At 45.8% G+C, this 23,968-nt stretch carries 31 protein-coding genes; 13 read left to right on the top strand and 18 right to left on the bottom strand.

Features of this window, described 5'->3' with window-relative positions:
- Positions 1 to 107: 107 nt before the first annotated feature.
- Positions 108 to 1,319, top strand: coding sequence for an N-acetylglucosamine-6-phosphate deacetylase (gene nagA, locus ACQCV8_RS11040; RefSeq protein WP_426844684.1), 1,212 nt, complete (start codon positions 108 to 110; stop codon positions 1,317 to 1,319).
- Positions 1,306 to 2,043 (top strand): glucosamine-6-phosphate deaminase, encoded by a 738-nt coding sequence (gene nagB, locus ACQCV8_RS11045; protein ID WP_426844685.1) that lies wholly within the window; start codon positions 1,306 to 1,308, stop codon positions 2,041 to 2,043. The genes nagA and nagB overlap by 14 nt, the downstream gene beginning before the upstream one ends.
- A 269-nt stretch (positions 2,044 to 2,312) precedes the next feature.
- Here nagB and ACQCV8_RS11050 read toward each other — a convergent pair whose 3' ends face one another.
- From ACQCV8_RS11050 to ACQCV8_RS11060, 3 genes are all read right to left on the bottom strand, one after another.
- Positions 2,313 to 3,128 carry a pentapeptide repeat-containing protein gene (locus ACQCV8_RS11050; RefSeq protein WP_426844686.1) on the bottom strand — a complete coding sequence of 272 codons (816 nt, stop codon included), beginning with the start codon at positions 3,126 to 3,128 and terminating at the stop codon, positions 2,313 to 2,315.
- A gap of 63 nt (positions 3,129 to 3,191) precedes the next feature.
- Positions 3,192 to 4,727 carry a fumarate hydratase gene (locus tag ACQCV8_RS11055; RefSeq protein WP_426844687.1) on the bottom strand — a complete coding sequence of 512 codons (1,536 nt, stop codon included), beginning with the start codon at positions 4,725 to 4,727 and terminating at the stop codon, positions 3,192 to 3,194.
- Positions 4,728 to 5,526: 799 nt separating this feature from the next.
- Positions 5,527 to 5,868 carry a winged helix-turn-helix transcriptional regulator gene (locus tag ACQCV8_RS11060; RefSeq protein ID WP_426844903.1) on the bottom strand — a complete coding sequence of 114 codons (342 nt, stop codon included), beginning with the start codon at positions 5,866 to 5,868 and terminating at the stop codon, positions 5,527 to 5,529.
- A gap of 108 nt (positions 5,869 to 5,976) precedes the next feature.
- On the opposite strand from ACQCV8_RS11060, the gene ACQCV8_RS11065 reads away from it, so the two are divergent.
- A complete protein-coding gene (locus tag ACQCV8_RS11065) occupies positions 5,977 to 6,360 on the top strand; it encodes a RidA family protein (protein WP_426844688.1) in 384 nt (127 codons plus the stop codon).
- Between the two features lie 28 nt (positions 6,361 to 6,388).
- Here the strand turns inward: ACQCV8_RS11065 and ACQCV8_RS11070 are convergent, their stop codons facing one another.
- From ACQCV8_RS11070 to ACQCV8_RS11095, 6 genes are all read right to left on the bottom strand, one after another.
- Positions 6,389 to 6,535 (bottom strand): hypothetical protein, encoded by a 147-nt coding sequence (locus ACQCV8_RS11070; RefSeq protein WP_426844689.1) that lies wholly within the window; start codon positions 6,533 to 6,535, stop codon positions 6,389 to 6,391.
- A gap of 1 nt (position 6,536) precedes the next feature.
- Positions 6,537 to 6,863 carry a hypothetical protein gene (locus ACQCV8_RS11075; RefSeq protein WP_426844690.1) on the bottom strand — a complete coding sequence of 109 codons (327 nt, stop codon included), beginning with the start codon at positions 6,861 to 6,863 and terminating at the stop codon, positions 6,537 to 6,539.
- A 2-nt stretch (positions 6,864 to 6,865) separates the two neighbouring features.
- Positions 6,866 to 7,060, bottom strand: coding sequence for a helix-turn-helix transcriptional regulator (locus ACQCV8_RS11080; protein ID WP_426844691.1), 195 nt, complete (start codon positions 7,058 to 7,060; stop codon positions 6,866 to 6,868).
- Positions 7,061 to 7,307: 247 nt separating this feature from the next.
- Entirely contained in the window at positions 7,308 to 8,189 is an 882-nt protein-coding gene (locus tag ACQCV8_RS11085; protein ID WP_426844692.1) for an ROK family protein, read from the bottom strand.
- A gap of 31 nt (positions 8,190 to 8,220) precedes the next feature.
- A complete protein-coding gene (manA, locus tag ACQCV8_RS11090) occupies positions 8,221 to 9,168 on the bottom strand; it encodes a mannose-6-phosphate isomerase, class I (protein ID WP_426844693.1) in 948 nt (315 codons plus the stop codon).
- Positions 9,169 to 9,283: 115 nt separating this feature from the next.
- The gene (locus ACQCV8_RS11095) at positions 9,284 to 9,481 is read right to left on the bottom strand and encodes an SE1561 family protein (protein WP_426844694.1); all 198 of its coding nucleotides are present in this window, start codon (positions 9,479 to 9,481) and stop codon (positions 9,284 to 9,286) included.
- Between the two features lie 127 nt (positions 9,482 to 9,608).
- On the opposite strand from ACQCV8_RS11095, the gene yfkAB reads away from it, so the two are divergent.
- On the top strand, positions 9,609 to 10,730 hold the full coding sequence (yfkAB, locus tag ACQCV8_RS11100; RefSeq protein ID WP_426844695.1) for a radical SAM/CxCxxxxC motif protein YfkAB: 1,122 nt from the start codon (positions 9,609 to 9,611) through the stop codon (positions 10,728 to 10,730).
- Positions 10,731 to 10,782: 52 nt separating this feature from the next.
- On the top strand, positions 10,783 to 10,995 hold the full coding sequence (locus ACQCV8_RS11105) for a hypothetical protein (protein ID WP_426844696.1): 213 nt from the start codon (positions 10,783 to 10,785) through the stop codon (positions 10,993 to 10,995).
- Positions 10,996 to 11,027: 32 nt separating this feature from the next.
- Here the strand turns inward: ACQCV8_RS11105 and ACQCV8_RS11110 are convergent, their stop codons facing one another.
- Positions 11,028 to 11,822, bottom strand: coding sequence for a YfkD family protein (locus ACQCV8_RS11110; protein WP_426844697.1), 795 nt, complete (start codon positions 11,820 to 11,822; stop codon positions 11,028 to 11,030).
- Between the two features lie 169 nt (positions 11,823 to 11,991).
- Between ACQCV8_RS11110 and ACQCV8_RS11115 the strand changes: the two genes are divergently transcribed.
- Together ACQCV8_RS11115 and ACQCV8_RS11120 are read left to right on the top strand one after the other, a co-directional pair.
- Positions 11,992 to 12,561 (top strand): copper resistance CopC family protein, encoded by a 570-nt coding sequence (locus ACQCV8_RS11115; RefSeq protein ID WP_426844698.1) that lies wholly within the window; start codon positions 11,992 to 11,994, stop codon positions 12,559 to 12,561.
- Between the two features lies 1 nt (position 12,562).
- On the top strand, positions 12,563 to 13,636 hold the full coding sequence (locus ACQCV8_RS11120; RefSeq protein WP_426844699.1) for a copper resistance D family protein: 1,074 nt from the start codon (positions 12,563 to 12,565) through the stop codon (positions 13,634 to 13,636).
- 154 nt (positions 13,637 to 13,790) lie between these two features.
- Here the strand turns inward: ACQCV8_RS11120 and cax are convergent, their stop codons facing one another.
- Entirely contained in the window at positions 13,791 to 14,846 is a 1,056-nt protein-coding gene (gene cax, locus ACQCV8_RS11125; RefSeq protein ID WP_426844700.1) for a calcium/proton exchanger, read from the bottom strand.
- 115 nt (positions 14,847 to 14,961) lie between these two features.
- Here cax and ACQCV8_RS11130 point away from each other — a divergent pair, with 115 nt between their 5' ends.
- Both ACQCV8_RS11130 and ACQCV8_RS11135 read left to right on the top strand, forming a co-directional pair.
- Positions 14,962 to 15,384: a pyridoxamine 5'-phosphate oxidase family protein gene (locus ACQCV8_RS11130; RefSeq protein ID WP_426844701.1), complete on the top strand. Its 423-nt coding sequence runs from the start codon at positions 14,962 to 14,964 to the stop codon at positions 15,382 to 15,384.
- A gap of 1,136 nt (positions 15,385 to 16,520) precedes the next feature.
- Complete coding sequence (locus ACQCV8_RS11135) at positions 16,521 to 17,537, top strand: nuclease-related domain-containing protein (protein WP_426844702.1); 1,017 nt, start codon at positions 16,521 to 16,523, stop codon at positions 17,535 to 17,537.
- Positions 17,538 to 17,969: 432 nt separating this feature from the next.
- Here the strand turns inward: ACQCV8_RS11135 and ACQCV8_RS11140 are convergent, their stop codons facing one another.
- Entirely contained in the window at positions 17,970 to 18,353 is a 384-nt protein-coding gene (locus ACQCV8_RS11140) for an OsmC family protein (RefSeq protein WP_426844703.1), read from the bottom strand.
- 92 nt (positions 18,354 to 18,445) lie between these two features.
- Here ACQCV8_RS11140 and ACQCV8_RS11145 point away from each other — a divergent pair, with 92 nt between their 5' ends.
- Together ACQCV8_RS11145 and ACQCV8_RS11150 are read left to right on the top strand one after the other, a co-directional pair.
- On the top strand, positions 18,446 to 19,639 hold the full coding sequence (locus tag ACQCV8_RS11145; protein ID WP_426844704.1) for an MFS transporter: 1,194 nt from the start codon (positions 18,446 to 18,448) through the stop codon (positions 19,637 to 19,639).
- Positions 19,640 to 19,749: 110 nt separating this feature from the next.
- On the top strand, positions 19,750 to 19,896 hold the full coding sequence (locus ACQCV8_RS11150; RefSeq protein WP_426844705.1) for a BH0509 family protein: 147 nt from the start codon (positions 19,750 to 19,752) through the stop codon (positions 19,894 to 19,896).
- Positions 19,897 to 19,943: 47 nt separating this feature from the next.
- Here ACQCV8_RS11150 and ACQCV8_RS11155 read toward each other — a convergent pair whose 3' ends face one another.
- The 5 genes from ACQCV8_RS11155 to ACQCV8_RS11175 all read right to left on the bottom strand — a co-directional run bounded on the left by ACQCV8_RS11155 (position 19,944) and on the right by ACQCV8_RS11175 (position 22,812).
- A complete protein-coding gene (locus ACQCV8_RS11155; protein WP_426844706.1) occupies positions 19,944 to 20,081 on the bottom strand; it encodes a hypothetical protein in 138 nt (45 codons plus the stop codon).
- Between the two features lie 538 nt (positions 20,082 to 20,619).
- Complete coding sequence (locus tag ACQCV8_RS11160) at positions 20,620 to 21,456, bottom strand: YihY/virulence factor BrkB family protein (protein WP_426844707.1); 837 nt, start codon at positions 21,454 to 21,456, stop codon at positions 20,620 to 20,622.
- Between the two features lie 14 nt (positions 21,457 to 21,470).
- On the bottom strand, positions 21,471 to 21,800 hold the full coding sequence (locus ACQCV8_RS11165) for a hypothetical protein (protein ID WP_426844708.1): 330 nt from the start codon (positions 21,798 to 21,800) through the stop codon (positions 21,471 to 21,473).
- 19 nt (positions 21,801 to 21,819) lie between these two features.
- Positions 21,820 to 22,293: a low molecular weight protein-tyrosine-phosphatase gene (locus ACQCV8_RS11170; RefSeq protein ID WP_426844709.1), complete on the bottom strand. Its 474-nt coding sequence runs from the start codon at positions 22,291 to 22,293 to the stop codon at positions 21,820 to 21,822.
- A 75-nt stretch (positions 22,294 to 22,368) separates the two neighbouring features.
- Positions 22,369 to 22,812 carry an N-acetyltransferase family protein gene (locus tag ACQCV8_RS11175; protein ID WP_426844710.1) on the bottom strand — a complete coding sequence of 148 codons (444 nt, stop codon included), beginning with the start codon at positions 22,810 to 22,812 and terminating at the stop codon, positions 22,369 to 22,371.
- Positions 22,813 to 22,930: 118 nt separating this feature from the next.
- Between ACQCV8_RS11175 and ACQCV8_RS11180 the strand changes: the two genes are divergently transcribed.
- Together ACQCV8_RS11180 and ACQCV8_RS11185 are read left to right on the top strand one after the other, a co-directional pair.
- Positions 22,931 to 23,152: a DUF1128 domain-containing protein gene (locus ACQCV8_RS11180; RefSeq protein WP_426844711.1), complete on the top strand. Its 222-nt coding sequence runs from the start codon at positions 22,931 to 22,933 to the stop codon at positions 23,150 to 23,152.
- A gap of 57 nt (positions 23,153 to 23,209) precedes the next feature.
- The gene (locus tag ACQCV8_RS11185) at positions 23,210 to 23,380 is read left to right on the top strand and encodes a hypothetical protein (protein WP_426844712.1); all 171 of its coding nucleotides are present in this window, start codon (positions 23,210 to 23,212) and stop codon (positions 23,378 to 23,380) included.
- Positions 23,381 to 23,427: 47 nt separating this feature from the next.
- On the opposite strand, the gene ACQCV8_RS11190 is transcribed toward ACQCV8_RS11185, so the two are convergent.
- Positions 23,428 to 23,943, bottom strand: a complete 516-nt coding sequence (locus tag ACQCV8_RS11190) for a type 1 glutamine amidotransferase domain-containing protein (RefSeq protein WP_426844713.1) — start codon at positions 23,941 to 23,943, stop codon at positions 23,428 to 23,430.
- Positions 23,944 to 23,968 lie beyond the last annotated feature (25 nt).

The raw sequence follows: 23,968 nt of genomic DNA on the forward strand, positions 1-23,968 counted from the left end.
AAACCACCTAATCCTCTCTCTTTTCAAAACCTTTTCCCGAACAGGTCTAGACCAGCTATCCGACGAATGCTAAAATATGGGTAAGATCCTTTACAAGGAGGCCATCCATGGAAACGAATAAACCGCTCCTTCTTACAAACCTCACAATTTACGCTGAAGACCGCACAATTGAAAATGGCTATCTCCGCCTGAAGAATGAAAAAATAGCAGATTATGGCTCGCTTGACGGTTACTTTTTTGACGAGGCTGAATATGAGAGAGTGATTAAGCTGTCCCCGTCCTTTTCCCTCATTCCCGGCATGATTGATGTCCATGTTCACGGGGCTGGCGGGTGCGATACGATGGATGCTGTTCCCGATGCACTCAAAACCATCGCTGAGACACTCGCTCAGGAGGGAACGACCGGATTTTTAGCAACGACGATTACGCAGGATTCCCATTTGATTGAGAAAGCGTTGTGCAATGCAGCGGAGTACATAGGGGCTGGACAGGAGCCCGGGAAAGCAGAAGTTCTCGGCGTCCATCTGGAAGGGCCGTTTATTTCCCGGAAACGGGCAGGGGCCCAGCCGCTTTCGCATATTAAAGAGCCGGATACCGAAGTGTTTAAAAACTGGCAGGAGCTTTCGAAGGGGCATATTAAGCTGGTGACTCTTGCACCTGAAGAGCCGGGAGCTCATGAGCTGATCAGACATCTGAAAGCATCAGGAGCAGTCGCCTCCATCGGTCACTCTGATGCAACATATGAACAGGTGGAGGAAGCTATTAATGCCGGTGCAGCCCATGTGACGCATCTTTTTAACGGCATGAGGGGCATTCACCACAGAGAGCCGGGGGTAATGGGAGCTGCACTGTTAAGAGATGAACTGACAGTCGAGCTGATTACAGACGGTATTCACGCCCGCCCTGAGATGATTCTGCTTGCCTACAAGCAAAAACCGAAGGAAAACGTGATTCTTATCACCGATTCGCTTCGGGCAAAATGCATGGCTCCCGGAACGTATGACCTCGGCGGGCAACATGTTACCGTTACCGAAACGAAGGCAGCTCTTGAGGATGGGACGCTGGCCGGAAGCATGTTAAAAATGAAGGATGCCCTGGTCAATTATTCGAGGTTCACCAACTGCACAATGGAAGAGCTGATCCTCGCGGTCTCCACCAATCCTGCGAGACAGCTGAATGTGCTGGACCGGAAAGGATCAATTGCTGAAGGGAAAGACGCAGATCTTGTTATATTAAACAAGGAAAAAGAAGTCGTGATGACCATTTGCCGCGGAAAAATTGCTTTTGAAAAAGGGGGAGTGGATCATGGAGATCATTGAGGTACAGGATTACGAAGAAATGAGTCAGAAAGCCGCTCAAATCATAATCAGCAAGGTGATTCATAATCCGGAAATGGTGATCGGCTTCGCTACCGGCGGCACTCCTAAAGGAACCTACCGGCATTTGATTGAGGATCATCAAAAAAACGGAACCTCCTACAGCCGGATTTCCTCGGTGAATTTGGATGAATATGCAGGACTTGAAGCCAACAGCCCAAACAGCTACCGCTATTATATGAATCATTCTCTTTTTAACCACCTTGACATCAACATGAACCAAACTCATGTCCCGAATGGAACGGCAAAACAGCTGGAAGAGGAATGCCGCCGCTATGACGGACTCATAGACGAGCTCGGAGGGGTGGATCTGCAGATTCTCGGTATGGGGGTAAACGGCCATATCGGTTTTAATGAACCGGGGACGTCATTCACCTCCCCTACTCATGTTGTGGAGCTTGCGGAATCCACGCGTAAAGCAAACGCGCGTTACTTTGAGTCGCTTGAAGACGTCCCGACTCATGCAGTAACGATGGGAATCGGAACGATTATGAAAAGCAAACACATTCTTCTGCTCGTTTCAGGAAATGAAAAAGCAGAAGCCCTCGCAAACCTGCAAAAAGGAGCGGTTACCGAGGAGGTTCCGGCGACCATCCTGAACCACCATCCACAGGTTACAGTCATTGCAGACAAACAAGCCCTATCCCAGACCTGGACACGCCGGTGAATAGAACGGGCCGTTCCCTGAGATTAAAACAGGGGACGGCTTTTTTCATGGGATGAGTTCATGTTTCGCAGGCTTTGATTCCTCCAGATATTCCCGGGAGGATTCATAAAAAAAGAACCCTAACCAGGGTTCAATCAATCATCCTTATCATCAGAAAGCTTGCCGGCTGCAAATGATGTGGCGATGGCGCTTACTAGATCTGCAAAAAAACTGAGTAATGCAATCATCCTGCACACCGCTTTTATTACCTATTATATCCTAACAGCCTTTTATCGGGTATGATTTTTGACCTTATTTTTCCAATGATCCGGTTTTTGAAGATGCTCCGGCAGTTTTGTGTTCACATCTCCTTTAGCGGAGTTCACCTGGGCCTGTGTTAGAAAAATGCTTCCGCTCAGGTTTGCACCGCTTAAATCCGCATCTCTAATATCGGCTCCGATCCAATCGATTTTTCTTAAATCGGCATCTCGCAGGTCCGCTGCAATGAGCAGGGCGCCACGATAATCGGTCCCGCTCAAGGCAGCTCCTTTAAGCTTTGCCCCTAAGCCTTCATAGCGGCGCTTTGTTTGCCTTCCTTTTCCCCGAACGAGCTGACTCGTTTTAATGAGGCTCAGATTCGCTTCTGCTCTTAATGCCTCCACGTCTGCAGCCAGAAGGTCTTTTGGAGGCAGAAAGGTCAGCTCTTCTATTTTGCGGATTACGCGCTGCAAATCAAGATATAGAGGCTCTGCTTCCCTGCGCTGCATGGCTTCTTCCACGTAGTTCAGAATTTCGTGGAGCTGCTGCATGACAGGAAATACGGCAAACATTTCCTCCATGAGGGCTGTGTCTTCCCGCCAGGACTTTCCACCATAGGTAACACTTGAAACCTTTTGTCCGGCTCCGAAGCACTCATAAACCGCACATCCGCGGAATTGCTTTTCCCTTAAATTCTGATGAATGCCGCACCGGTAATCTTCCTTTAAATGATGGCAAGGAATTCCGCCGGGTTTATCAATCGGGAAATCTGCCGATGCAGCATAAGGCAGAGCCACACAGCATAAACCGAAGCAGCTTTCGCAATCTGCTTTTAGCTGTTCATCCATCTAATGTGTCTCCTCTCAGCAAAAGGCAGGAACGCTTTCGCATCCTCGCCTTTTTTAAACACTTTATTTAAAAACCGGCTCCTTGAATTGCGCCAGTCTTTCAAGGGAGCTTTGCTCAACGTCTTTATGAAGGCTATTCCCGTGGGAGTCCATCGTGACGACCGCTTTAAAATCTTTCACCTTCAAATGCCACATCGCTTCAGGAATCCCGAACTGCATCAGGTCAACTCCTTCAACGGATTGGATGCAGTCTGCATAATATTGTGCAGCTCCGCCGATTGCGTTTAAATATACGCCTCCGTGTTCTTCCAGGGCTTTAAGCGTTTTTGCACCCATTCCGCCCTTGCCGATCACGGCCCTGATTCCGAAGCGTTTCATAATGTCTCCCTGGTATGGCTCCTCGCGGATGCTGGTCGTCGGGCCCGCAGCCTTAACATGCCACTGTTCATTTTCGTCCTTCAGCATGACCGGTCCGCAATGGTAAATGATTTGCCCGTTTAAATCAATCGGCGCCTCATTTTCAGAAAGGTATTTGTGGATCGCATCACGGCCTGTATACATCATGCCTGAAATTTTGACCACGTCCCCGACTTTGAGAGAGCGGATTTTTTCTTCTGTAATCGGTGCCTGCAGGATCATTTCTTCTGCCGGAATGATTTCCTCCACAGCTGCCGCTGCCTCTTTGGCAAAGTCAATTTCTTCTCCTTCTTGGTACAGCCATTCCTGAACTTCGCCGGTTTCCGGATTGATTTTCATGCCGAGCCGTCTGAAGGCCCAGCAGTTATAGGCAACGGAAACGAAAAAGCTTGCGGGAATACGGTTGATGGCGCCAGCCTTGCAGCCCAGCAGCGTCGTTTCGCCGCCAAAGCCCATCGTGCCGATTCCAAGCTTATTGGCATTTTCCATCACATACTCCTCAAGCTCGCGAAGCTCTGGAATCGGGTTTACATCCTCATTGCTTCGGAACAGCTGCTCTTTGGCAAGCTCATACCCGCTCGTCCGGTCCCCGCCGATGCCGACGCCGATAAATCCTGCACTGCAGCCCTGGCCTTGAGCCTGATAGACAGAGTGCATGACACACTTTCGGATCCCGTCCAGGTCACGGCCGGCACGGCCCAGTCCATCCAGCTCACATGGCAGGCTGTATTGGATGTTCTTGTTTTCACATCCTCCGCCTTTCAGGATCAGGCGCGCATCAATATAATCCTTCTCCCATTGCTCGAACTTGATGACAGGAGTCCCGTCACCCAGGTTGTCCCCCGTGTTATCGCCTGTAAGCGAATCAACAGAATTCGGACGCAGCTTCCCGGTCCTCGTCGCTTGCGCAATCGCCTTTTTGATGGCTTCCTTCATTTTGATCTGGTTTGCGCCAACCGGTACTTTTAATTTGAATGTCGGCAGTCCGGTATCCTGGCAGATTGGCGAAACATTTTCATCCGCCATCGCGATATTGTCCGTGATCGTGTCAAGCGACATCGCAGCGCGCGTTCCGGCGTTCTCCCCCAGTTTTGCTTTTTGAATCGCTCTTCTTACGTCCTTCGGAAGCCTTGTGGATGTCTCCACAATCAGCTCCACCATGCTCTCATAAAATCTCTCCAACCGTACTCTCCCCTTTGTGCATATGTATAGAATTCTCTAAATTTATTATACTCCTTCAGATTTAGAATTGTAAGGGGATACATTTCGGTCGGCCTGATTCATTATTTTCATAGAATTGGACAGGTATCCTCTCCTCTTTTCAGCAGCTTCATAAGATAGTGTAAAAGATTGAAGGAAGTGAAGAGATGTTCTTTCCTGACGAAAAAGAAAAAAAGCCCTCCCTCTGCATTTTTCCGGGATACAAATGGTGCGGACCAGGCTGCAGCGGACCAGGTGCCCCCATCAATGCCGTCGACTCCTGCTGTATGCGGCACGACCGATGCTTAAGCAGAGGGACCTCCAAATGCCGATGTGACCAGGCATTCCTCCACTGTCTGCGCCCTCATGCGAACAGCCGCAGCCAAAGCGGACGGACAGCCGCTCTGATTTCAGATGCAATGCGGTTTAGAACGTTTTTTTCGTGCGGAGGATGGACGGGAAGGGATTAACGAGGTGCCGGAGCTTTACTGCTGTAAAGGAAGAGGGGCCAGAGACAAGATGCTGTCAGCCCCGGTGCATTAAGGCCTGGCAGATCAGGTGCCGGAGCTTTAGTACATCAGCGAAAGTGGGGCCAGGCACCGTGCCTGGCCCCTGCTGCTTTAACGCAGAGCGGGCCAGAAGGCCTGTGCTTCTGAAATCAGGCAGGAGAATGGATTGGCGAGATGGTGCCGGAGCTTTAATCCTTTATCAGAGCGAGGGACAGACCCCTTGCCAAAACACGTTATACGGACTAATCCTTTCTCATCCGCTATACAAAAAGTCAATCCGTACTGCGGTTATTTCTCCCCCACTCACATAACTGTTCCAAAACAGGCAATAGACTTTCTGCTTTAGGCTTGAGACTGTACTCAACTTTAGGGGGAATTTGAGGATACTCTTTCCGCATGATCAGACCCTCTGCTTCCAATTCTTTAAGCTGTGAGCTCAGGGTTTTAAAGGTAATAGAACCTATTTGTCTTTTCATGTCATTAAAGCGAACGGGCTGATTTTCAGCCAGCAAGTAAAGAATAAGCATTTTCCACTTGCCGCCAACGACTGACATCGTATACCCAAAAGGGGTCTCCTGGATATTCCCCTTTTCTTTATAGTCGTCCATCCCCATATTGGCACTATCCTCTCTGATAGTAGCTATCATTAATGTGCGTACTGTTTTTTTCTTTTTTTCCATTCTATACTTACCTTGCATTGAAATAAAGGAGGAGAAAAATTAATGGCTACTGTCAAAACCTACAATCATAATCTTTGGGATCATGGCATATCTCAAGGGTACAACGTCAACGACACGATCTACATTTCAGGGCAATTTTCCCACAATAACGAAGGGAATTTCGTTGGTGAAGGGAATATTGAAGCACAAACTCTTCAGACGCTTAAAAATCTAGACCGGGTACTGGAAGGATTCGGTGTAACGAAGTCCAATCTCGCTTATGTGGAGATCTTTTTGACCAATCCGCAAGAACATTTCGAGCCAGTCCTGGAACGGTTTAAGGAATACATTGGAGAACATCGTCCTGCCGGCAGCTGTATAGGTGTGACCTACTTGGCCTTCCCGGAGCAATTGATTGAAATCAGTGCTGTCGCGCACACCGATTAAAGAGCTACACTCCCGGCTGACGGCTCTTTCACTCCTCTTCCTCCAGTTCCCGGTTCATTCTATAAGAGCGTTTCAGCGAAATATAGCTTGAGAAGGACATGAGGAGCGAAGCGCTAACAAGGATGACGGCAATATCTGTCCATTCTTCCATTGTGTCCGGAATACCGATGAACACACTATAGATTCCTAGAAAAATAAAGACGAAGATAAAAAGTTTTTTTGAGGATCAGCATTTTTTCCTTTGCAAACCGTTTTTCGGTCGTAACGTCGGTGTATTCGATGCCGGATAAGATGTATCTGCCACACACATAGAAGGAGAAAATCCCGATGCCTCCTCCTGCTGCCAGCTCCATGTCTGGATTCCAGCCAGGAAAGATTTGGGCTGCGGCTATAAGCGCAATCAAATAGAACAAAAGCAGAATTGAAGATTCTGATAAAAATTGCATGATTTTTCTCTCTTTGTACTCGTCATCCGGCAGCAGAAAAGAAATCCATGATTTCACTGTTATTCAACCTCCCAAAATAAATCATCCAGCGTTTTGCCTAATGCTTTGGCAATGGCCATGCAAAGCTGGAGGCTTGGATTGTATTTTCCTTTTTCAATCAGACCGATTGTCTGGCGGGTCGCTTGAACTTTTTTGGCTAATTGCTCCTGGGTTATCCCGAGAGCTGCCCTTTCTCTTTTAATATGATTTTTCATCGCTCCACCTAACGTAAGATATATTTTGCATTTCGCAATTTATATCTTACATCTTCAAAGATGATTTGTAAATTAAAAGCCGCTGTAAGTCAGCGGCTTTTTCTGCACGGGTTTTGGCAAACTTCAGCTTTGCCAGCGTGGATGAAGATGGATACTAAAAAAGATGGCCCCCCTTTACAATAAAGAAACATCATCGTACTTGACAAAGGGGACAGATAGAATTGGCACTGATCTTTTCTATTTTTATCTAAAGCGAATGCACTTTGCTTGCCAAAACAGCAAGGGCAATCGAACCTTTTAATCCGGCAAAGTCATTTAGCGCCGGCGGGACGATATACGTTTCGAGATCATCCAGGAAGCTGTTTTGTAAATAACCGTTCATATAAATTTTGAATTTCTCTCGGATGAGCGGGAACAGCTGCTGCTGCTTCATGACGCCGCCTCCCAAGATCATTCGTTTCGGGCCGAATATTAAAGCATAGTTTACTAGAGCCTGAGCGATGTAATCTGCTTCGAGTTCCCATACTTCCAGGCGGTCAGCAAGCTCGGTTCCCTTCTTTCCCCACCTTTTTTCAATAGCAGGGCCTGCAGCCAGGCCTTCAAGGCAATCTCCATGGTACGGACAAAGCCCTTGGAAGGAGTCAGATGGATGGCGACGGACCAGGATATGGCCCATTTCCGGATGGTTCATGCCATGAAGGACTTTACCGTCCACGACAGCTCCAACCCCGATTCCTGTTCCGACAGTCATGTACATGCAGCTGTCCAGCCCTCTAGCTGCACCCCATGTAAGCTCCCCCAGTGCGGCTGCGTTTACATCTGTGTCAAATGCCGCCGGCACATTTAATTCCTTTTGCAGGGTTGAAAGAAGCGGAAAATCAGCCCATTTTACTTTAGGGGTTGTTGTAATGTTTCCATAAGATGCACTGGCCGGGTTTAAGTCAGCCGGACCGAATGTCCCAACTCCCAATGCATTAATTGTAAATTTCGAAAAAAATGCAAATACCTGTTCAAGCGTCTCTTCCGGTGTGGACGTCGGAATCGAGCAATGTTCGATGATTTCCCCTTCTCTTGAACCGACTCCGCAAACAAATTTCGTTCCTCCTGCTTCAATAGCACCGATCAGCATTCCAGCTCAATCCCCCTTAATTATCAATCTTTTACACGTGAGAAACGATCAGCTCCAGCTTCCCGCTCATCTGAAACTCCCCAAACCCGTTCGGAAGAAGAATGTGATCCCCCTTCTTTACTTCATACGTTTCTCCTGCATGAACAAGGCTTCCTTCCCCTTCAATGACGCTGCAAAGCAGAAAGGGCTGGTCCTGGATAAAATCAGCTGTTCCATCAATCTCCCATTTATAAACAGTGAAATAGTTTTCCTTAACGTATTGGATGATTTTTTTCCCGGCTGACTCCTCGGTTTTCATGGTTACAGAAGCAGAATCATGCGGAACGGTAATGACGTCCTTTGATTTTTCCAAATGCAGCTCGCGCAGATTTCCTTCTGCATCCTTCCGGTCATAATCATACAAACGGTAGGTTGTGTCCGAATTTTGCTGGGTTTCAAGGACCAGTGTTCCTTTGCACAGGGCATGAACGGTTCCGCTTGGAACGTAGAAGAAATCGCCTTTTTTGATTTTAACGCGGCGGAGAAGCTCGTCCCACTTCCCTTCATCAATCATTGTGTCAAGCTCGCCTTTTGTCTGGGCATGGTGGCCGAATATGAGTTCCGCGTCCTCATCACAATCAATGATGTACCAGCATTCAGTTTTTCCAAGCTCCCCGTTTTCGTGCTCTTTCGCGTAAGCGTCATTCGGATGAACCTGAACAGACAGGTCGTTGTTTGCATCCAGAATTTTTGTCAATAAAGGAAAGCGGTCTCCTTCAAAGTTCCCGAAGATTTCGCGGTTGTGCTCCCATAGCTCTCCCAGTGATTTTCCTTTATACTGCCCGTTCGCCGCGACACTTTGACCGTTTGGATGAGCGGAAAAGGCCCAGCATTCTCCCGTTTCTTCCGAGGGCAGGTTATAGCCGAACGAAGAAAGGCTTGTCCCGCCCCAAATTCGCTCTTTAAAAACCGGTGTAAAATAAATTGGCTGCATGGCCATTATGTAACTCTCCTATCATTGATGCTGTGTATTTCTTCCCTTATTTTACACATTTATCCGCTAAACTGGTAGACTTCTTCCTCTATCAAAAAAAGATCACCTCAGCAGATGATCTTTACTCTTCTTCTTTATCCCAATCCTTTTTAAACCGGTCAAATTTCACTTCCAGATCGTCGAGCATTTGGATCAGGCGGTCTACGTCTTCTACATCTGTCGACTCCGGATCCATGGAATCGATGACCTCCATGAACATATTCAGGCGGTTTTTTAAATAGTTTATTTGTGAGTCTTTATCTTTTGCTGCATTTCCCATCTCGGCTCTCTCCTTTCACCGTTATCATGGTAGCGGATTTAAGCGGAATTGACAACTTTCCTTTATGCACGTATTCATGGATTCATGATAAGATGGAGATTGTGATTTTATTTAAGGAGTTTTGTTGATGAGTACTACTCACAGTTTACCCCCTATTACCCCTTCCTACGACCCGTGGGAAGCTTATATGGACATAGAACAATATGGAAAGCCGATGCTGACAAACATAGAATTTACGACAACAACGCTTTGCAACATGCGCTGCGAGCATTGCGCGGTAGGCTACACGCTGACACCGAAGGATCCGAATGCTCTTCCGCTTGATCTGCTCATCCGCAGGCTGGATGAGATTCCGAATTTGCGTTCATTCAGCATTACCGGCGGAGAGCCGATGATGTCGATGAAGTCCGTGAATAACTATGTAGTTCCGCTCTTAAAGTATGCACATGAACGCGGTGTGCGCACTCAGATTAATTCAAACCTGACGCTTGATTTGGCGAGATATGAGAAAATCATTCCGTATCTGGACGTTCTGCACATTTCCCACAACTGGGGAACGATGGAGGACTTTGCGGAGGGCGGTTTTGCCATGATGGAAAAAAAACCGACCTTTGAACAGAGGGCAAAATATTTTGACCGGATGGTTGAAAACAGCCGGGCGCTTGTTACTGCAGGCGTCACCGTATCCGCTGAAACGATGCTGAATAAACGGACCCTTCCTCATCTGGAAAAAATCCATAAGCAGATTACAGAGGAAATGCATTGCCAAAGGCATGAAGTGCATCCCATGTACCCAAGTGACTTTGCGAGCGCACTTGAAACTCTTTCATTGGAGGAGACACGCCAGGCCATCCATCATCTGCTGGATGTACGGAATGAAGATGTGTGGATGCTGTTTGGAACCCTTCCTTTTTACGCCTGCAGTGATTCAGAGGAGGACCTTGAATTAATGCGGAAGCTTCGTTCATCTAAAAATGTGACGGTTCGGAATGACCCTGACGGACGCTCCCGTCTGAACGTGAACATCTTCACGGGGGAAGTCATAGTAACCGATTTCGGCGATACACCGCCGCTCGGCAATATACAGACAGCTACACTTGAAAGTGCCTATGAGAAGTGGTCTGAATCCACAGTCGCAAAGTCACTTAGCTGCCATTGCCCAAGTGTGCAGTGCCTCGGGCCGAACATTTTGGTCAAAAACAGCTACTATGCGAATGAAGATTTCACGAAAAAGAAAGCGAAACTGTAGAGCCAAGAGGCTCTGCAGTTTTTTGTTGGCCGCATGCGGGCGAAAGGGCGTTATGGCGAATAAAGTCGACTGGATCATATTCGACCATAACTGGATTGCAATCGACAAAGTCTGGATCGTATTCGACAATAACTTGATTGCAATCGGCAAAGTCTGGATCGTATTCGACAATAACTGGATTGCAATGCAAAGTCCGGATCGTATTAGACATAGCCCTTTGTCAATCGGCAGAATCCCGCTTGTATACGGCAAAAACTACGCCTAGCCCGCACAGCAATTCAAGTCTTGATCAGCCAGTTATCTTGGCACGTCCGAGACCATGTATCCAAATGACAGGTGATCCTGTACCGGGATCCACGCTCCAATTCCCTGGGACGTAATGTTTTTCACATTGATTTTCCGCTTGTTGCCCTTCAGCTCAAGGTAGACCTCCCCATACGTGACCTTTCCTTTTTCACTGATCGCTGGAGCGTAGGCGTAGAGGTATCCCATCTTTTTCACCGGCACATTGTAAACCTGATCTTTTTTCGTTCCGGCCCCGACAATCGTTTCAAATGACAGCGGCAGGTTGGTTTTCTTCATAGCCTCAAGAAGCATCATATTCTTTACATCTTCCATTTCCGGTACATTGGCGGTAAGGCCGCCTTTTATTTTTTTCTGGTCGTTTTGCTTGTAATGGATTTGCGCTGCTGCTTTGCCGCCGCGGTTGTCTGACAGGTTAGAGTTGATGCGCTGATATTCCCAGTTAGGGGTAGTCTCCCTTGATTCATAGTTCAGCGCCCAGTGGCCAAGGTAAATTGTCGCCCGATAGCCGACGGCAAGCGGTGAATCAGAAATGGCAGTTTCGTTCAGCTGCTTGATTAGATTCGGGTTCTCAATAGGAACGGCCGAAGATTCCGCAAGCTCCCTTGCCAGCTCGCTCGGCTGCAGGTAGGGAAGATCTTGAGCAGGATTCGGGTATGTGTTCTCCTTTGAAATGTCCAGGACTGAGGAAGGGATTTTCGTTTTCGCTGCAGTTGAGGTCATATAGATGCTCGAAAAACACACGGATAATAGCACAGCGATACAAATTGAAAGTTGTTTTCTTTTCATGGATAAATCTCCTTCCGGCTTTGTTTCCCATAGTTTTTTCTGGCAACCACCCGTTTATCCGTGTTTCGAGAAAAAATGATCATTTTCAACAAATCCTCACACTTCCGTCTCGTACATTTCCGGATTCTTGGTAAAATAAAAGGGAGTCGCTGTGAAAGGAGATTTTCAGATGAAAAAACTTATGATGCTTCTCGTCTTTGCATTGGTTGCATTTAATCAGACGAGTGCGCTTGCCCATTCCAAGCTCATTCAATCCAATCCGGAGCAGGGCGCAACAGTTGCAGAAAAGCTTGAGACCGTTTCTTTGACGTTCAATACATCCATTGAACAATCCAGCACGTTTAAGGTGCTGAAGGATGGTAAAACAGAAGTAGCTGTAGAGAACATACAGTTGGAGGGAGATACTTTAACAGGTACACTTCCTGAAGATATGGAGAACGGTTCCTATACCGTCAGCTGGGATATTATCGGCGCGGATGGACATGTGATTAAGGATTCCTTTGAGTTTAGCCTGAATGCACCTGTCGAAGAAAAGCCGGCAGAAGAAGAGACGGAGGAAAGTGAGGAAACGCCTGCCGAAGAGAGCCAGCCTGCTGAGGAAACAGAGGAAGCACCTGCCGAAGAGACTCAGTCCGCCGAGGAAACCGGCAGCAATAATTCCCTGATCATCATCGGAGTACTCCTTGCTGCAGCCGCACTTGCTGCGATTTTCTTTTCAATGAGAAAAGGCCGGGGTTAAGATGATTCTCATTATGCTATCCGAGGTTGGACTTTATTTAAGCTTCGCTATATTAATGGGTGCCTTTTTTATGTCCTATATTCCGGATGCGAGGAAACCGGAAATTCAAATGTCGAAGCGATGGATGCAGCTTGCCGCATTAGGAGCAGCTGTCTTTTCAGCCTCTCCTGTGCTCCAGCTTGCTTCCCGTTTTTATGAATCAGAAGGCTATTTCGGCAGCATAGTCCGGGTCATTAAAGATTTTCAAATCGGCCAGATGTGGGCGCTGTCTCTCGTACTCATCATCATGTTCTACTTATTTATTTCATTTGCGCCGGTGTTTGAAGACGTACAATATAAGACAATTTCTCTATTCTTTGTCATTTCCCTCATTTTTCTAATCAGCGTTAACAGCCATGCTGCTTCTTTAAGCGGCGCAGGCATTTTGTATCACGCTTTTCATTTCATGGCTATGAGTGTATGGGGAGGAATATTGCTTCAGGTTAGCTGGTTTTCTAAAAACAGCCGGAATTGGCTCGCGTTTCTTAAATGGTTTACACCTGTAGCAATGGTAATGATGGGAATCATCGTTTTCACAGGATTCCTGCTTATGACCCTGTTAATGAATGTCGCCGAATATCCGCAAACATGGTCTCTGAACTACGGACAATATTTGCTGATTAAGCATTTGGTAGTCATTCCGATTTTGCTGTTCGCCTTTTTAAACAGCTTTTTCATGAAAGGAATGCTGAAAAAAGGGAAGCAGCTTGATCCAAGGAAATGGACAAAAGCGGAAAGTCTGTACTTGCTGATCGTCTTCCCGGTGACCGGTGTACTCGGCCAGCAGGAGCCTCCGCATAACATTGAAGTGACCAAAGCTTCTGACGGCTTGTCCCCGCTGTTTACTCTTTTTTCAGCGGATAATGAAATCGGCTTTGCCGCCGGCGGACTCAGCATCCTTTTTGGCATCCTTTCGTTCCTGTTCATTACGCTGCTTATTATACAGTTCAAGAAGAACGCTTCAGGTCTGTCAGCCTTCCTAATGGGCCTTATGTTCGTGACTTCGGCCTACTTATTCATCATGACAAGCATCTAAAGTATGATAGCAGAAAATATTTATCTGAATATTTACAAATTTAATTTAAAATTATATGATAGCAGTAAGCAACCTCAACTGTGATTGTGGTTTCGTCCTACAAATTTAGCTGGCCCCTTTAATGGGACCAGCCGTTTTTTATGAAAAATATTCGCTACAGCAGGTAAAACCCAATTCCCATAATCACATAGGCAGCAAGCAGGGTCGCTCCTTCAAACCAGTTCGTATCCCCATCATTGGTGAGAATAATCGTCAGGAAGGCAGCGGTAACCATCGAAATCAGCTCTGGCATAGTGAAAACGAGTGGCATCGTCGTTTCAAACATGAGAGATAAAAGAACAAGCAGCGGCGCAACGAACATCGCAATCTGAAGCGTAGAGCCGACCGCAATTTCAACGGCAATGTTCATTTTATTTTTATACGCCATAACGATTGCTGAAGCGTGCTCTGCGGCATTTCCAACAACAGCAACGATGATAACCCCAATAAACAATTCGCTCCATCCAAGCGTTTCGCCAACCGTTTCAAACGTATGCACCAGACTTTCTGATACATAAGCAACCGCCGCTGTCGCAAGCAGAAGAACAATAGTCGCTTTTTTCGCGCCCCATTCCGGTTCTTCGTGCTCCCCCTCTTCATCCGTTTTGTGTTTATACACACCGCGGTGTGTGACCAGCCGGAAGAAAAGCGCGAACAGATACAGGACAATCAAAATGACAGAGATCCCGATACTGAACGTTAAGGTCTTAGCCTCATTCATGTCTACCGCAAATACCTCCGGAATAACAAACGCGACAATGATAGAAAAAATAAGAAGTCCTGAATTGTGTCTCGCATCATAAACACTGAATTCCTGCCTTTTATGCTTCAGTCCGCCGACAAGAAAGGAAAGCCCCCCGACTAAAAGCAGGTTCCCGATAACCGAGCCTGTCAGAGAGGCAAGCACCACTCCGGTTAATCCGGCCTGAAGAGCAAAAATAGAGATAATCAGCTCAACGGCATTTCCAAATGTTGCGTTAAGCAGCCCGCCAATACGGGGACCAGCTACAATAGCAAGACTTTCTGTAGCTCTTCCCATGTATCCCGCAAGCGCCACGATCGTCAAACAGTAGACGACGAACATGATCAGCGGAGGCCAGTGAAGCAAACTGCCAATTACAGAAAGCGGAAGCCCAGCAATGACTGCAATAAGAAATATACGATTAACCATACCTTCACCTAGCTTTCCTGAATCTTAAGTATGTATTTCCAGATAGCGGAACACATGTATGTTTCCCCGCTTTTGTTGCAAATTAACCTTGAAAGCAAGGAGGAGTGAATAAAATATGGCTAATTCTCTGGAAGATAAGATCATCAAGCTTCTTGACCACCATCAAATCGGTTCGATGGCGACAGTCCGCAACGGAAAACCCTATTCCCGGTTTATGCTATTTTTCCACGAAGGTCTGACCCTTTATACCGCTACAAGCAAAAAAGCACATAAAGCAGAAGACATCGAAAAAAATCCATCTGTTCATCTGCTGCTCGGCTATGAAGGAAAAGGGTTCCAGGATGAATACGCAGAGGTGGAAGCGACCGCATCTGTAGAGGGATCCACAGAACTGAAAAAAAAGTTCTGGAACGAAAACCTGAAGGACTGGATCGCCGGGCCGGATGATCCGGACTATATGCTGCTTAAACTTGAGCCATCCGTCTTCTGCTACTTTTCAAAAGCCGGAGAAGGTCCGGAAACGCTGAATATGAAATAAGAGGAACGGTCAAGTGTGACCGTTCTTTTTTTATTTTTGATGGGATTTACTTTGTGCGGTGGGGGGGCTGGTTGGGGTATGGCGGGAAGCGTGGCGGGACATGGTATGCGTACACTTGAAAGCCTAGTGGGAACATGGTTGGGGTAAGTTGGAAAGTGTGGTGCGAATATGGTTGGGGTATGACGGGAAGCGTGGTGGGAACATGGTAGAGGTACGCTGGAAAGTGTGGTGGGAACATGGTCGGCATACTCCGGTAGGGTGGTAGGAACATGGTTGGCGTACGCTGGAAAGTGTGGCGGGAACATGGCTGGCGTACTCTGGAAAGTGTGGTCGAAACATGGCTGACGTACTCCGGAGAACGTGGTGCGAACATGCTCGAATGACGTCAAAAAGTCTTTATATCAAAAGTACGGACAATATATCAAAAGTTGGGACAATAAACCAGTGAGTACGGACAATAAAACCAAAGTACGGACAATATATATGTTTCACCCGGACACTACCGCAAAATCCGAACAGAAGTCCTAGGGAATCTGGCTCCTTTTATACATACCACCGAGCGAATATGCTCGAATCATGCCGAAAAGTCTTTATATCAAAAGTACGGACAATATATATGTTTCACCCGGACACTACCGCAAAATCCGAACAGAATTCCTAGGGAATCTGGCTCCTTTTATACATACCACCGAGCGAATATGCTCGAATCATGCCGAAAAGTCTTTATATCAAAAGTACGGACAATAAATCAAAAGTTGGGACAATAAACCAGTGAGTACGGACAATAAAATCAGATTTCGGACAATAAAAACAAAGTACGGACAATACATATGTTTCACCTCGGACACTACCTTCAAATCTGAACAGAATTTCTATTGAATCTGGCTCCTTTTATACATACCACCGCGCGAATATGCTCGAATCATGCCGAAAAGTCTTTATATCAAAAGTACGGACAATAAATCAAAAGTTAGGACAATAAAATCACAAATACGGACAATAAAATCAGATTTCGGACAATAAAACCAAAGTACGGACAATATCGGACATCCCCGCACAACATCTCAAGTTTTGCAGAAGGGAATCCGGGGCTGTTTGCAGAATAACCATAGTATCACAAAGAAAGGAGCGACAAAATGATCGCTAAACCGCGTAAAACCCCTCTCTATATCCTCAAACTGCAGGCTCTGCTCAGGAGGTTGCCGCCGAATCATCCTAAATTCCCTCAAGTTGCCGAAGATTTAGCCAAACGAATGGCGGGGTTCAAAGGTGAACTCGCGGCTGACTATCAGCTCACCCTATTCGGCCGCAAGGACTGGGTGATGCTTGCAGATCTCAGGCTGCCGCACGGTTCGACACACTTCCAGCTGGACACGGTCCTGCTCACTCCCGCTTTTGCCCTGATTTTAGAGGTGAAAAATATTGCTGGTACGCTTTATTTTGATCCTGAATTCAATCAGCTGATACGAAAGAAGGATGGCTTGGAGACTGCCTTTCCAGACCCTATTCTCCAGTCTCACAGATTAGAGTTCCAATTCGCTGAATGGCTTGAGAGAAACCGCTTTCCCGCTTTACCAATCCACTCCCTAATTGTGGTCAGCAGCCACCGAAGCATGATTGAAGCACCTCCTGCCCATATAAAAAGTTTATCCAGAAAAATCGTTCGCGCAGAAAAGCTGCCTTTTGAACTGAAACAATTAGAGACACAGCATAAGAAAGTATATTTGACAGAAAAAGAGGTCAAGAAGCTGGCAAGGAGCTTAAACAAATCTCATATGGAAGCAGATACCCGGATTACAGACAAATTCTCCATTCCGCAAACAGACTTAATAACGGGCGTTTTTTGTCCAAATTGCAGCTGCCACCTGCAGCGGTATAAAGGGGGCTGGCTATGCGGAAGCTGCAGGGAAAAAAATAACCTGGCACATGTAGAGGCGTTAAAAGACTACCGGCTGCTAATAGGTTCAACCATTACAAACAAAGAAATCAGAGGATTTTTAAACCTTGAGAGCACATCAGCTGCGTCCAAGCTCCTGCACTCCCTCAACCTGAAATCCTCCGGTCAAAAGAAAGGCCGAATTTACGGACTTGAGCTCCACGAGCCATTGTCAGACAAACCCTCTGCAGAAAACTCCATTCAATCTCTAAACTAAATCACCGTTCAATTCCTAAACTAAAACACCGTCCAATCTCTAAACTAAAACACCATTCAATTCCTAAACTAAAACTCCATACAATCCCTAAACTGAGCACGAAGACAAACCCTCTGCAGAGAACAGCATTCAATCCCTAAACTGAACAAAAAAAGGAACTCCACCTTTTAATGGAGTTCCTTCTGTACTACTCAAAAACACTTTTATACAATCGAAAAATGACTTTTGGGATAAAAAATAAGATATTCCATATCAATTCAAAGAATAATTCACTTCCCACATCTCTGAACGTGCTACTGGAAAATCTCCTGTTGCCTCTTTTTCTTCTTCTCATTCTTTCTCCTGTTCATCGCCTTCATTGATGTCAGGAAACAGCCGCCCCTGATTATTCCATTTTATTACATAATATGGATGAGTCAGGGCCTATTTTCTTCACTCCGATATCTCAAACGTCTCTGCAATATCGATGCTGCTCTCCACCGAGCGGACCATGGAGCAGTTTTTCCGGGTTAGTTCGAGTGCCTTTTTTATTTGATCTTCCTTCAGGCTGTTTCCTTTTATAACAAAATGAACGGTTATGCGTTCAATCCGGTTTGCCTCTTCTTCATTTCTTTCAGCATTGGCTTCGATCCGGATGTCCTCTACGTCCATGCGTTTTTTCTCGAGTATTTTGCGCAGCACTCCGCCGCTGCAGACTGCAATAGAGGCTGTCATTAGCTGATAGGGGCGGAATCCGTATTCCTCGTCTCCTGATACCTGCAGGTTTCCAAATTCCAAATCGGAAGAAAATCCTTTTTCTGTCATGGTAAATTGCATTTCGATTCCTCCTTTTTTTCTTATCTTATCCTTTTTATTTGAAAACCGAAAATTTGTTGCCTATCCTCAGGGCCGGTGATACGCTAAAAAAAGTGCAGAACTTTACAACAGCGGGGTATGAATTCATGAACAAATTGCGCTTTGCCATTCTTATCAGTATTGTCACGGTGTCCGGTTTTTCTCAGGGGATGCTTCTTCCCGTTATTGCGATACTTTTTGAACAGCAGGGCTATCCTTCTTCCCTGAATGGGATGCATGCTACCGGATTGTACATCGGTGTTCTGCTTGCCTCTCCCTTTATGGAAAAGCCTCTGCAAAAATTCGGATATAAAAATATGATTATCACCGGCGGCTTCCTGGTGATGGCCAGTCTATTTGCCTTTCCCGTCCTTCAGTCCTTTTGGATTTGGTTTGTTTTAAGGCTTTTAGTCGGGGTTGGAGATCATATGCTTCATTTTTCGACTCAGACTTGGATTACCTCCCTTTCCACAGAGCAAAACAGAGGGAAAAACATATCCCTTTACGGATTATGCTTCGGGCTCGGGTTCGCTGCGGGACCATTGCTTACGGCTGTTGCACAAACCAATCCCAATCTTCCGTTCATCATCAGCGGTGCCATTAGTCTGGTTATCTGGGGGCTGGCTTTCATTTTAAGAAACGATTTTCCGGAACAGACTGCGGCCGGTTCATCGGGGAGCACGGCGCGCTTTAAGGATGCTTGGAAGCTTTCGTGGATTGCGTTTTTGCCTCCGTTTATCTATGGGTTTCTTGAATCCTCCCTGAACGGCAATTACCCGGTCTATGCCTTAAGACAAGGTTTGACTGCTGATCATGTAGCCCTTCTTCTTCCGGCATTTGCAGTCGGCGGAATTGTTTTTCAGCTGCCCCTTGGGATCATCAGCGATAAAATCGGGCGCATGCGGACGATTCTGGTTGTGCTGTTTTTAGGATTTCTGGCTTTTGCTGCAGCAAGCTTCACACAGTCCTTTTCTATGCTGCTTCTCTGTTTCTTTTTTGCAGGGATGGTACTTGGGTCCACTTTTTCCTTAGGCCTTACTTTCATGGCAGATTTGCTGCCAAAGCAGCTCCTTCCGGCCGGGAACCTTTTGTGCGGCATTTGCTTTAGCCTCGGCAGTATTAGCGGACCCGTTATCGGCGGTCTTTACATGGAATTTGTACCTGGAAGCAGCTTCTTCCATATCGTTGCATTTCTCCTTGCAGCCGTTTTAGCTGTCTATTTAGCGAAAGGAAGAACCTATGAGAAATCAGTCGCCTATAAACAATAGGCGGCTTTTTTAAAAAATTCTGAAAAAACTATTGAACCTTTCTGCTCCTCTGTTATATAATACAAATATAAAATATAGACTGTATCATAACAAAAAAGGAGAGATAAGAAATGAGCAGACAGGAACGCAAAAATATGGTGGAGTACATTGCAGCGATGAGGGATTTGGATCGGGAAATGTTTATGTATATGACAGACGAAGAAGTTGAGCATATTTATTCAAGTGTATACACCCGCAGTATCGCAATGGGCGAATAATCCAGCCAGACAAAGAAAAAATCACCCGTCTGTGGAAGGGTGATTTTTTATGGTTTTAAAGCCGCTACATTTTTGGTTTCATCGGACCATTCTGTTCGGGATTTTGCAATTTCAATTCTCATGCCCAGTTTTTTGTACTTTTCAACAAAAGCTTCAAGTCTTTTTAATCTGTTCCCTGTACTCATAATTGATCGCCTCTCCATTTCACAAATTTCCGTGACATATTGCGGAAGACTATGCTGATTGGACAAGGGAAGCCTCACCGCTTACAGGCTGGTTCATCTATCTAAACTTTACTTATTTATGACAGCCTTGTCCAGATGCCAATGGCTGTACTTTTTTCATAAATAAACGCCGTTTTTATATTCTGTTCAAGCAGCAGCAATACTTTCGACTACTCTAATGTATGTATACCCGCTTTATTTATTTTTAAATACCTAAATTTTAATTTAATGTGTTTCTTTATTATAGAACATTTGTTCCTAAGGCGCAAAGCTTTTTTTCGCACAAAAAGCCGATCCCTTGGGATCAGCTTTGTTTCTGTTTAGTGGTATCCATTTTGGCCGTTCGCACTGCCGCTTGTTTTATGGGACGGCTTTTGCTTGGAGTTTTGCTTAGTGTGGCTTCCGCCTTTTTTCGTTTGCTTTGCCATGGTGCATTCCCTCCTGTGCCTTATTGGATGAAGCTTGTATCGCTTCTCGGTTTAGGTTGCCCAGGAGGGGATTACGTATCCGCTTTATCTGCTCTTCTTTTTACCAGGATGGCATTCAGTTCACCGCTCATGATGATGACCATTCCTGTAAGGTAGAACCAAATCATAAACACAATGATGCCGCCAATGCTTCCATAGGTAGCGCTGTAGTTGCCGAAGTTGCTCACATAGCCCGAGAACAAATAGGAGACAGCAATCCAGCCCACCGTCGAAAACAGGGCGCCGGGAAAAGCCTGTTTCCAGGATATTTTTCTATTGGGTGCAAGTTTATGGAGGAGGATAAAAATAAAAAAAATAATAATGGCGCTTGCAGCCCAGCGGATGACATTCCATACAGTAAAAAATAAATCCGGAATCCCAAAAGCGCTGAAGATGAACAGGCCGATCTCCTGCCCGAAAACAGGAAAAAGCAGCGCAATGACAATTACGGCCATCATTACGATGGCAAGAAGGAGGGCGATTGCTCTCGATTTAATAAAAGAGCGGTTCTCCCGCACATCAAACGCTTTATTAAATGCGCGCATAATGGAATCGATGCCATTTGAAGCGGACCAGATGGATGCTAATATTCCGACTGTAAACAAAATAGCGTTTTTCTGGCCGAGAAGCTGGTTCAAAGCTCCCTCCATGACAACGATTGTATCCGCAGGGGCATACTGTCTGATAAACTTCAGCAAATCCTCAACGGATAAGGGGATGAAAGCAATCAATGTAATGAGCGCAATCATAAAAGGAAACAGAGAAAGCAGAAAAAAGTAGGCCAGTTCTGCAGACAGACCGGCCACTTCATCTCTTGAGAATCTTCTAAGCAGTTCAACAATGATAGTAGAATGTTTTCTGCTTCTCATACGCATCACCTATTTCAGTCGGTTTTGCTGGAAATGATCCGCTCCTTCGCCTCTTTAATCACATCAAGGATGACCGGAGTGGTTTCCTTCAGCTCATTCACTTTCTGATTCACAAATTTTAAATCATCTGTTACATTTTGAACGACAAATTTAGCGTCATTCAGCTTATCTTTCAAATCCTCGGACAGCAGAGACGGATTCCGGTAATAGTACCCGGCTTTTTCCCCGATCTCTTTTGCTTCCTCCACCAGTGATTCCCTCGTTGGCTTATGAAACATAGACAGTACAAAGCCTGCTGCTGCCCCAATCGCTACATTGCGAAGTAGTACGGATTTGTCTCCCATTTAGCATGCCCCTTTTCCTTTAATAAAGTTTTTCATTTTCCTTTATTTCTTCCAAAAGTCCCCTGCACCCACTGCTGACAAGCTCATATACCTCATCAAAATTCCCTGTGAAATACGGATCAGGCACGTCAAGCACTTCCGCCTCTTCAACAAAGTCAAGAAGGCGGCCAATATGGCCGGTCTGACTATAGCCGGCCATCCGGCGGACATTTCCAAGATTTTCAGCATCCATGCAAATGATGTAATCAAACTTCGGCAAGTCCTCTTTGATGAACTGTCTGGCAGCAAGCCCCTCAAAGCTAATCCCATTCCTTGTTAAAATTTCCTGCGTTCCTTCGTGCGGTGCTTTTCCGATGTGCCAATCCCCAGTCCCGGCAGAATCTGCTGTGATTTTATTCTCCAGCCCTTCTTTTTTCACCATTTCCCTGAATACTGCCTCTGCCATTGGAGAACGGCAAATGTTCCCGAGACATACAAATAGGACATGTATCAATAAAAGGCCTCCTTTCAAACATATTTTGCTACTCAAAACTTTACCTCAACTTTTGAAAAGAATCCAATCTGAACCTCAAATTTGCCGTGTATAGAAAAACGTATCTTCCACCTTCACAAATTGATTTTTCTCGTAGAGCCTTTGTGCGCTTGAATTATCAGCAGCGGTTTCAAGATTAAGGAATTTCGCGCCTGTCTTCCTGCACAGATCAGCAGCCCGTTCGAGCAATTGTCCGGCTGTCCCTCTTTTCCTTTCCTGTTCTGTTACAAATAAATCATTTACTATCCAGATTTTTCTCATGGAGACCGAGGAAAAGGAAGGGTAAAGCTGGGCAAACCCTGCGGCTGTGCCGTGTTCATCCTTTGCTAAGTAGATCACCGACTCTTTTTTCTCAAGCCGTTCTAAAATGAATTGCCGCGCTCCTTCGAGATCGGAAGGCTGGCGATAAAACATCCGGTACTCATTGAACAGGTGTGCCGCTGCCTCTGCATCCTCTATGCTTGCTTCATATACATTCATGTTATTCACCTCGATTATTTGTCATAAGAAGCTGTCTCTAAAATTTAGACAAGCCATCTCTTTTTTCCTTCCCCCGTGATACAATAAGAAAAACTGGCCTCAAGAAAGGAAGAGAGCGTTGAATTTACGTGAAAAATCAACAGAAAATGTACAATATATGGTGGATCAGATCACCACTAAGCTCCGAATGATCAATATCGGTGCAATCCGCCCGGATCATTTTGATGGAGAAATGTACGAAGAGTTAAGAGACCTATATGAGTATGTTATGAAAAAAGAAAACATCAGCCCAAGTGAAATGCAGTCCATCACGGAGGAGCTTGGAAAGCTTAAAAAGTAAACCCTCTGCATGACTCCCCCTTCCATTGCATATATGTAGGCAAAGGGGGAATTGCATATGCTCACAAATTGGTGGCTGCTCACAGGTACCCTGGTTTTATTTTTACTTGCTGCAATCTGGCTTATCTTTTTTGCACTAAAAACAGGGATTGGCACAGAAGACGCAGAACGAATAGACCCTCTGCCGGAAAATGAGACGGCAGGAAACGAATCGGATGGACAAAAATAGGCTTCCCGCATGATACGGGAAGCCTATTTCTATTTTGCCCTAAGCGATTATTTTAAAAGATTCAGCGATTCGCGGTTGAAAGCAGGAATATCATCCGGTGTACGGCTTGTCACAAGCTGATTGCCGCATACAACAACTTCTTTGTCGTGGAAGTTCGCTCCTGCGTACTCCATATCCACTCTGATTGACGTAAAGCCGGTAGCATCGCGGCCTTCCAGTGCTTTTGCCGTAATCAGCAGCTGAGGTCCATGGCAAATGGCGAAAACTGGTTTTTTATCATCCATAAAGGATTTCGTAAACTGAACGAAACGGTCATCTGCGCGAAGCTGATCTGGAGAAAATCCGCCTGGAAGCAGCAGTGCATCAAAGTCTCCCGGCTTTACATCATCAATCGATGCATCAACTGTTACAGAAGCTTGTCCTTGTTTGCCTTTTACTGTTTTTCCTTTTTCCATTTCGATAACGGTTAGTTCATGTCCCGCTTCTTTAAAGGCTTTCTCCGGATCCGTGTACTCTACGTCCTCAAAATAATCGGTTAGCAATACAGCAACTTTCTTACCCATTGATTAAAACCTCCAAAGTTTTCTT

The organism is Metabacillus sp. 84 (assembly GCF_050107715.1).
Classification (GTDB): domain Bacteria; phylum Bacillota; class Bacilli; order Bacillales; family Bacillaceae; genus Metabacillus_B.

What these genes read in the sequence shown, in the direction of transcription:
- ACQCV8_RS11160 (WP_426844707.1), bottom strand. Translation starts at nt 21,456, where the DNA reads ATGAGAAGCAGAAAACATTCTACTATCATTGTTGAACTGCTTAGAAGA.
- ACQCV8_RS11060 (WP_426844903.1), bottom strand. Translation starts at nt 5,868, where the DNA reads ATGGGGATGGACGACTATAAAGAAAAGGGGAATATCCAGGAGACCCCT.
- ACQCV8_RS11135 (WP_426844702.1), top strand. Translation starts at nt 16,521, where the DNA reads ATGATCGCTAAACCGCGTAAAACCCCTCTCTATATCCTCAAACTGCAG.
- ACQCV8_RS11175 (WP_426844710.1), bottom strand. Translation starts at nt 22,812, where the DNA reads ATGAATGTATATGAAGCAAGCATAGAGGATGCAGAGGCAGCGGCACAC.
- ACQCV8_RS11105 (WP_426844696.1), top strand. Translation starts at nt 10,783, where the DNA reads ATGGCGAATAAAGTCGACTGGATCATATTCGACCATAACTGGATTGCA.
- yfkAB (WP_426844695.1), top strand. Translation starts at nt 9,609, where the DNA reads ATGAGTACTACTCACAGTTTACCCCCTATTACCCCTTCCTACGACCCG.
- ACQCV8_RS11115 (WP_426844698.1), top strand. Translation starts at nt 11,992, where the DNA reads ATGAAAAAACTTATGATGCTTCTCGTCTTTGCATTGGTTGCATTTAAT.
- ACQCV8_RS11130 (WP_426844701.1), top strand. Translation starts at nt 14,962, where the DNA reads ATGGCTAATTCTCTGGAAGATAAGATCATCAAGCTTCTTGACCACCAT.
- ACQCV8_RS11190 (WP_426844713.1), bottom strand. Translation starts at nt 23,943, where the DNA reads ATGGGTAAGAAAGTTGCTGTATTGCTAACCGATTATTTTGAGGACGTA.
- ACQCV8_RS11085 (WP_426844692.1), bottom strand. Translation starts at nt 8,189, where the DNA reads ATGCTGATCGGTGCTATTGAAGCAGGAGGAACGAAATTTGTTTGCGGA.
- ACQCV8_RS11165 (WP_426844708.1), bottom strand. Translation starts at nt 21,800, where the DNA reads ATGGGAGACAAATCCGTACTACTTCGCAATGTAGCGATTGGGGCAGCA.
- manA (WP_426844693.1), bottom strand. Translation starts at nt 9,168, where the DNA reads ATGGCCATGCAGCCAATTTATTTTACACCGGTTTTTAAAGAGCGAATT.
- ACQCV8_RS11095 (WP_426844694.1), bottom strand. Translation starts at nt 9,481, where the DNA reads ATGGGAAATGCAGCAAAAGATAAAGACTCACAAATAAACTATTTAAAA.
- ACQCV8_RS11155 (WP_426844706.1), bottom strand. Translation starts at nt 20,081, where the DNA reads ATGAGTACAGGGAACAGATTAAAAAGACTTGAAGCTTTTGTTGAAAAG.
- ACQCV8_RS11110 (WP_426844697.1), bottom strand. Translation starts at nt 11,822, where the DNA reads ATGAAAAGAAAACAACTTTCAATTTGTATCGCTGTGCTATTATCCGTG.
- ACQCV8_RS11080 (WP_426844691.1), bottom strand. Translation starts at nt 7,060, where the DNA reads ATGAAAAATCATATTAAAAGAGAAAGGGCAGCTCTCGGGATAACCCAG.
- ACQCV8_RS11120 (WP_426844699.1), top strand. Translation starts at nt 12,563, where the DNA reads ATGATTCTCATTATGCTATCCGAGGTTGGACTTTATTTAAGCTTCGCT.
- ACQCV8_RS11150 (WP_426844705.1), top strand. Translation starts at nt 19,750, where the DNA reads ATGAGCAGACAGGAACGCAAAAATATGGTGGAGTACATTGCAGCGATG.
- cax (WP_426844700.1), bottom strand. Translation starts at nt 14,846, where the DNA reads ATGGTTAATCGTATATTTCTTATTGCAGTCATTGCTGGGCTTCCGCTT.
- ACQCV8_RS11140 (WP_426844703.1), bottom strand. Translation starts at nt 18,353, where the DNA reads ATGCAATTTACCATGACAGAAAAAGGATTTTCTTCCGATTTGGAATTT.
- ACQCV8_RS11065 (WP_426844688.1), top strand. Translation starts at nt 5,977, where the DNA reads ATGGCTACTGTCAAAACCTACAATCATAATCTTTGGGATCATGGCATA.
- ACQCV8_RS11185 (WP_426844712.1), top strand. Translation starts at nt 23,210, where the DNA reads ATGCTCACAAATTGGTGGCTGCTCACAGGTACCCTGGTTTTATTTTTA.
- nagA (WP_426844684.1), top strand. Translation starts at nt 108, where the DNA reads ATGGAAACGAATAAACCGCTCCTTCTTACAAACCTCACAATTTACGCT.
- nagB (WP_426844685.1), top strand. Translation starts at nt 1,306, where the DNA reads ATGGAGATCATTGAGGTACAGGATTACGAAGAAATGAGTCAGAAAGCC.
- ACQCV8_RS11050 (WP_426844686.1), bottom strand. Translation starts at nt 3,128, where the DNA reads ATGGATGAACAGCTAAAAGCAGATTGCGAAAGCTGCTTCGGTTTATGC.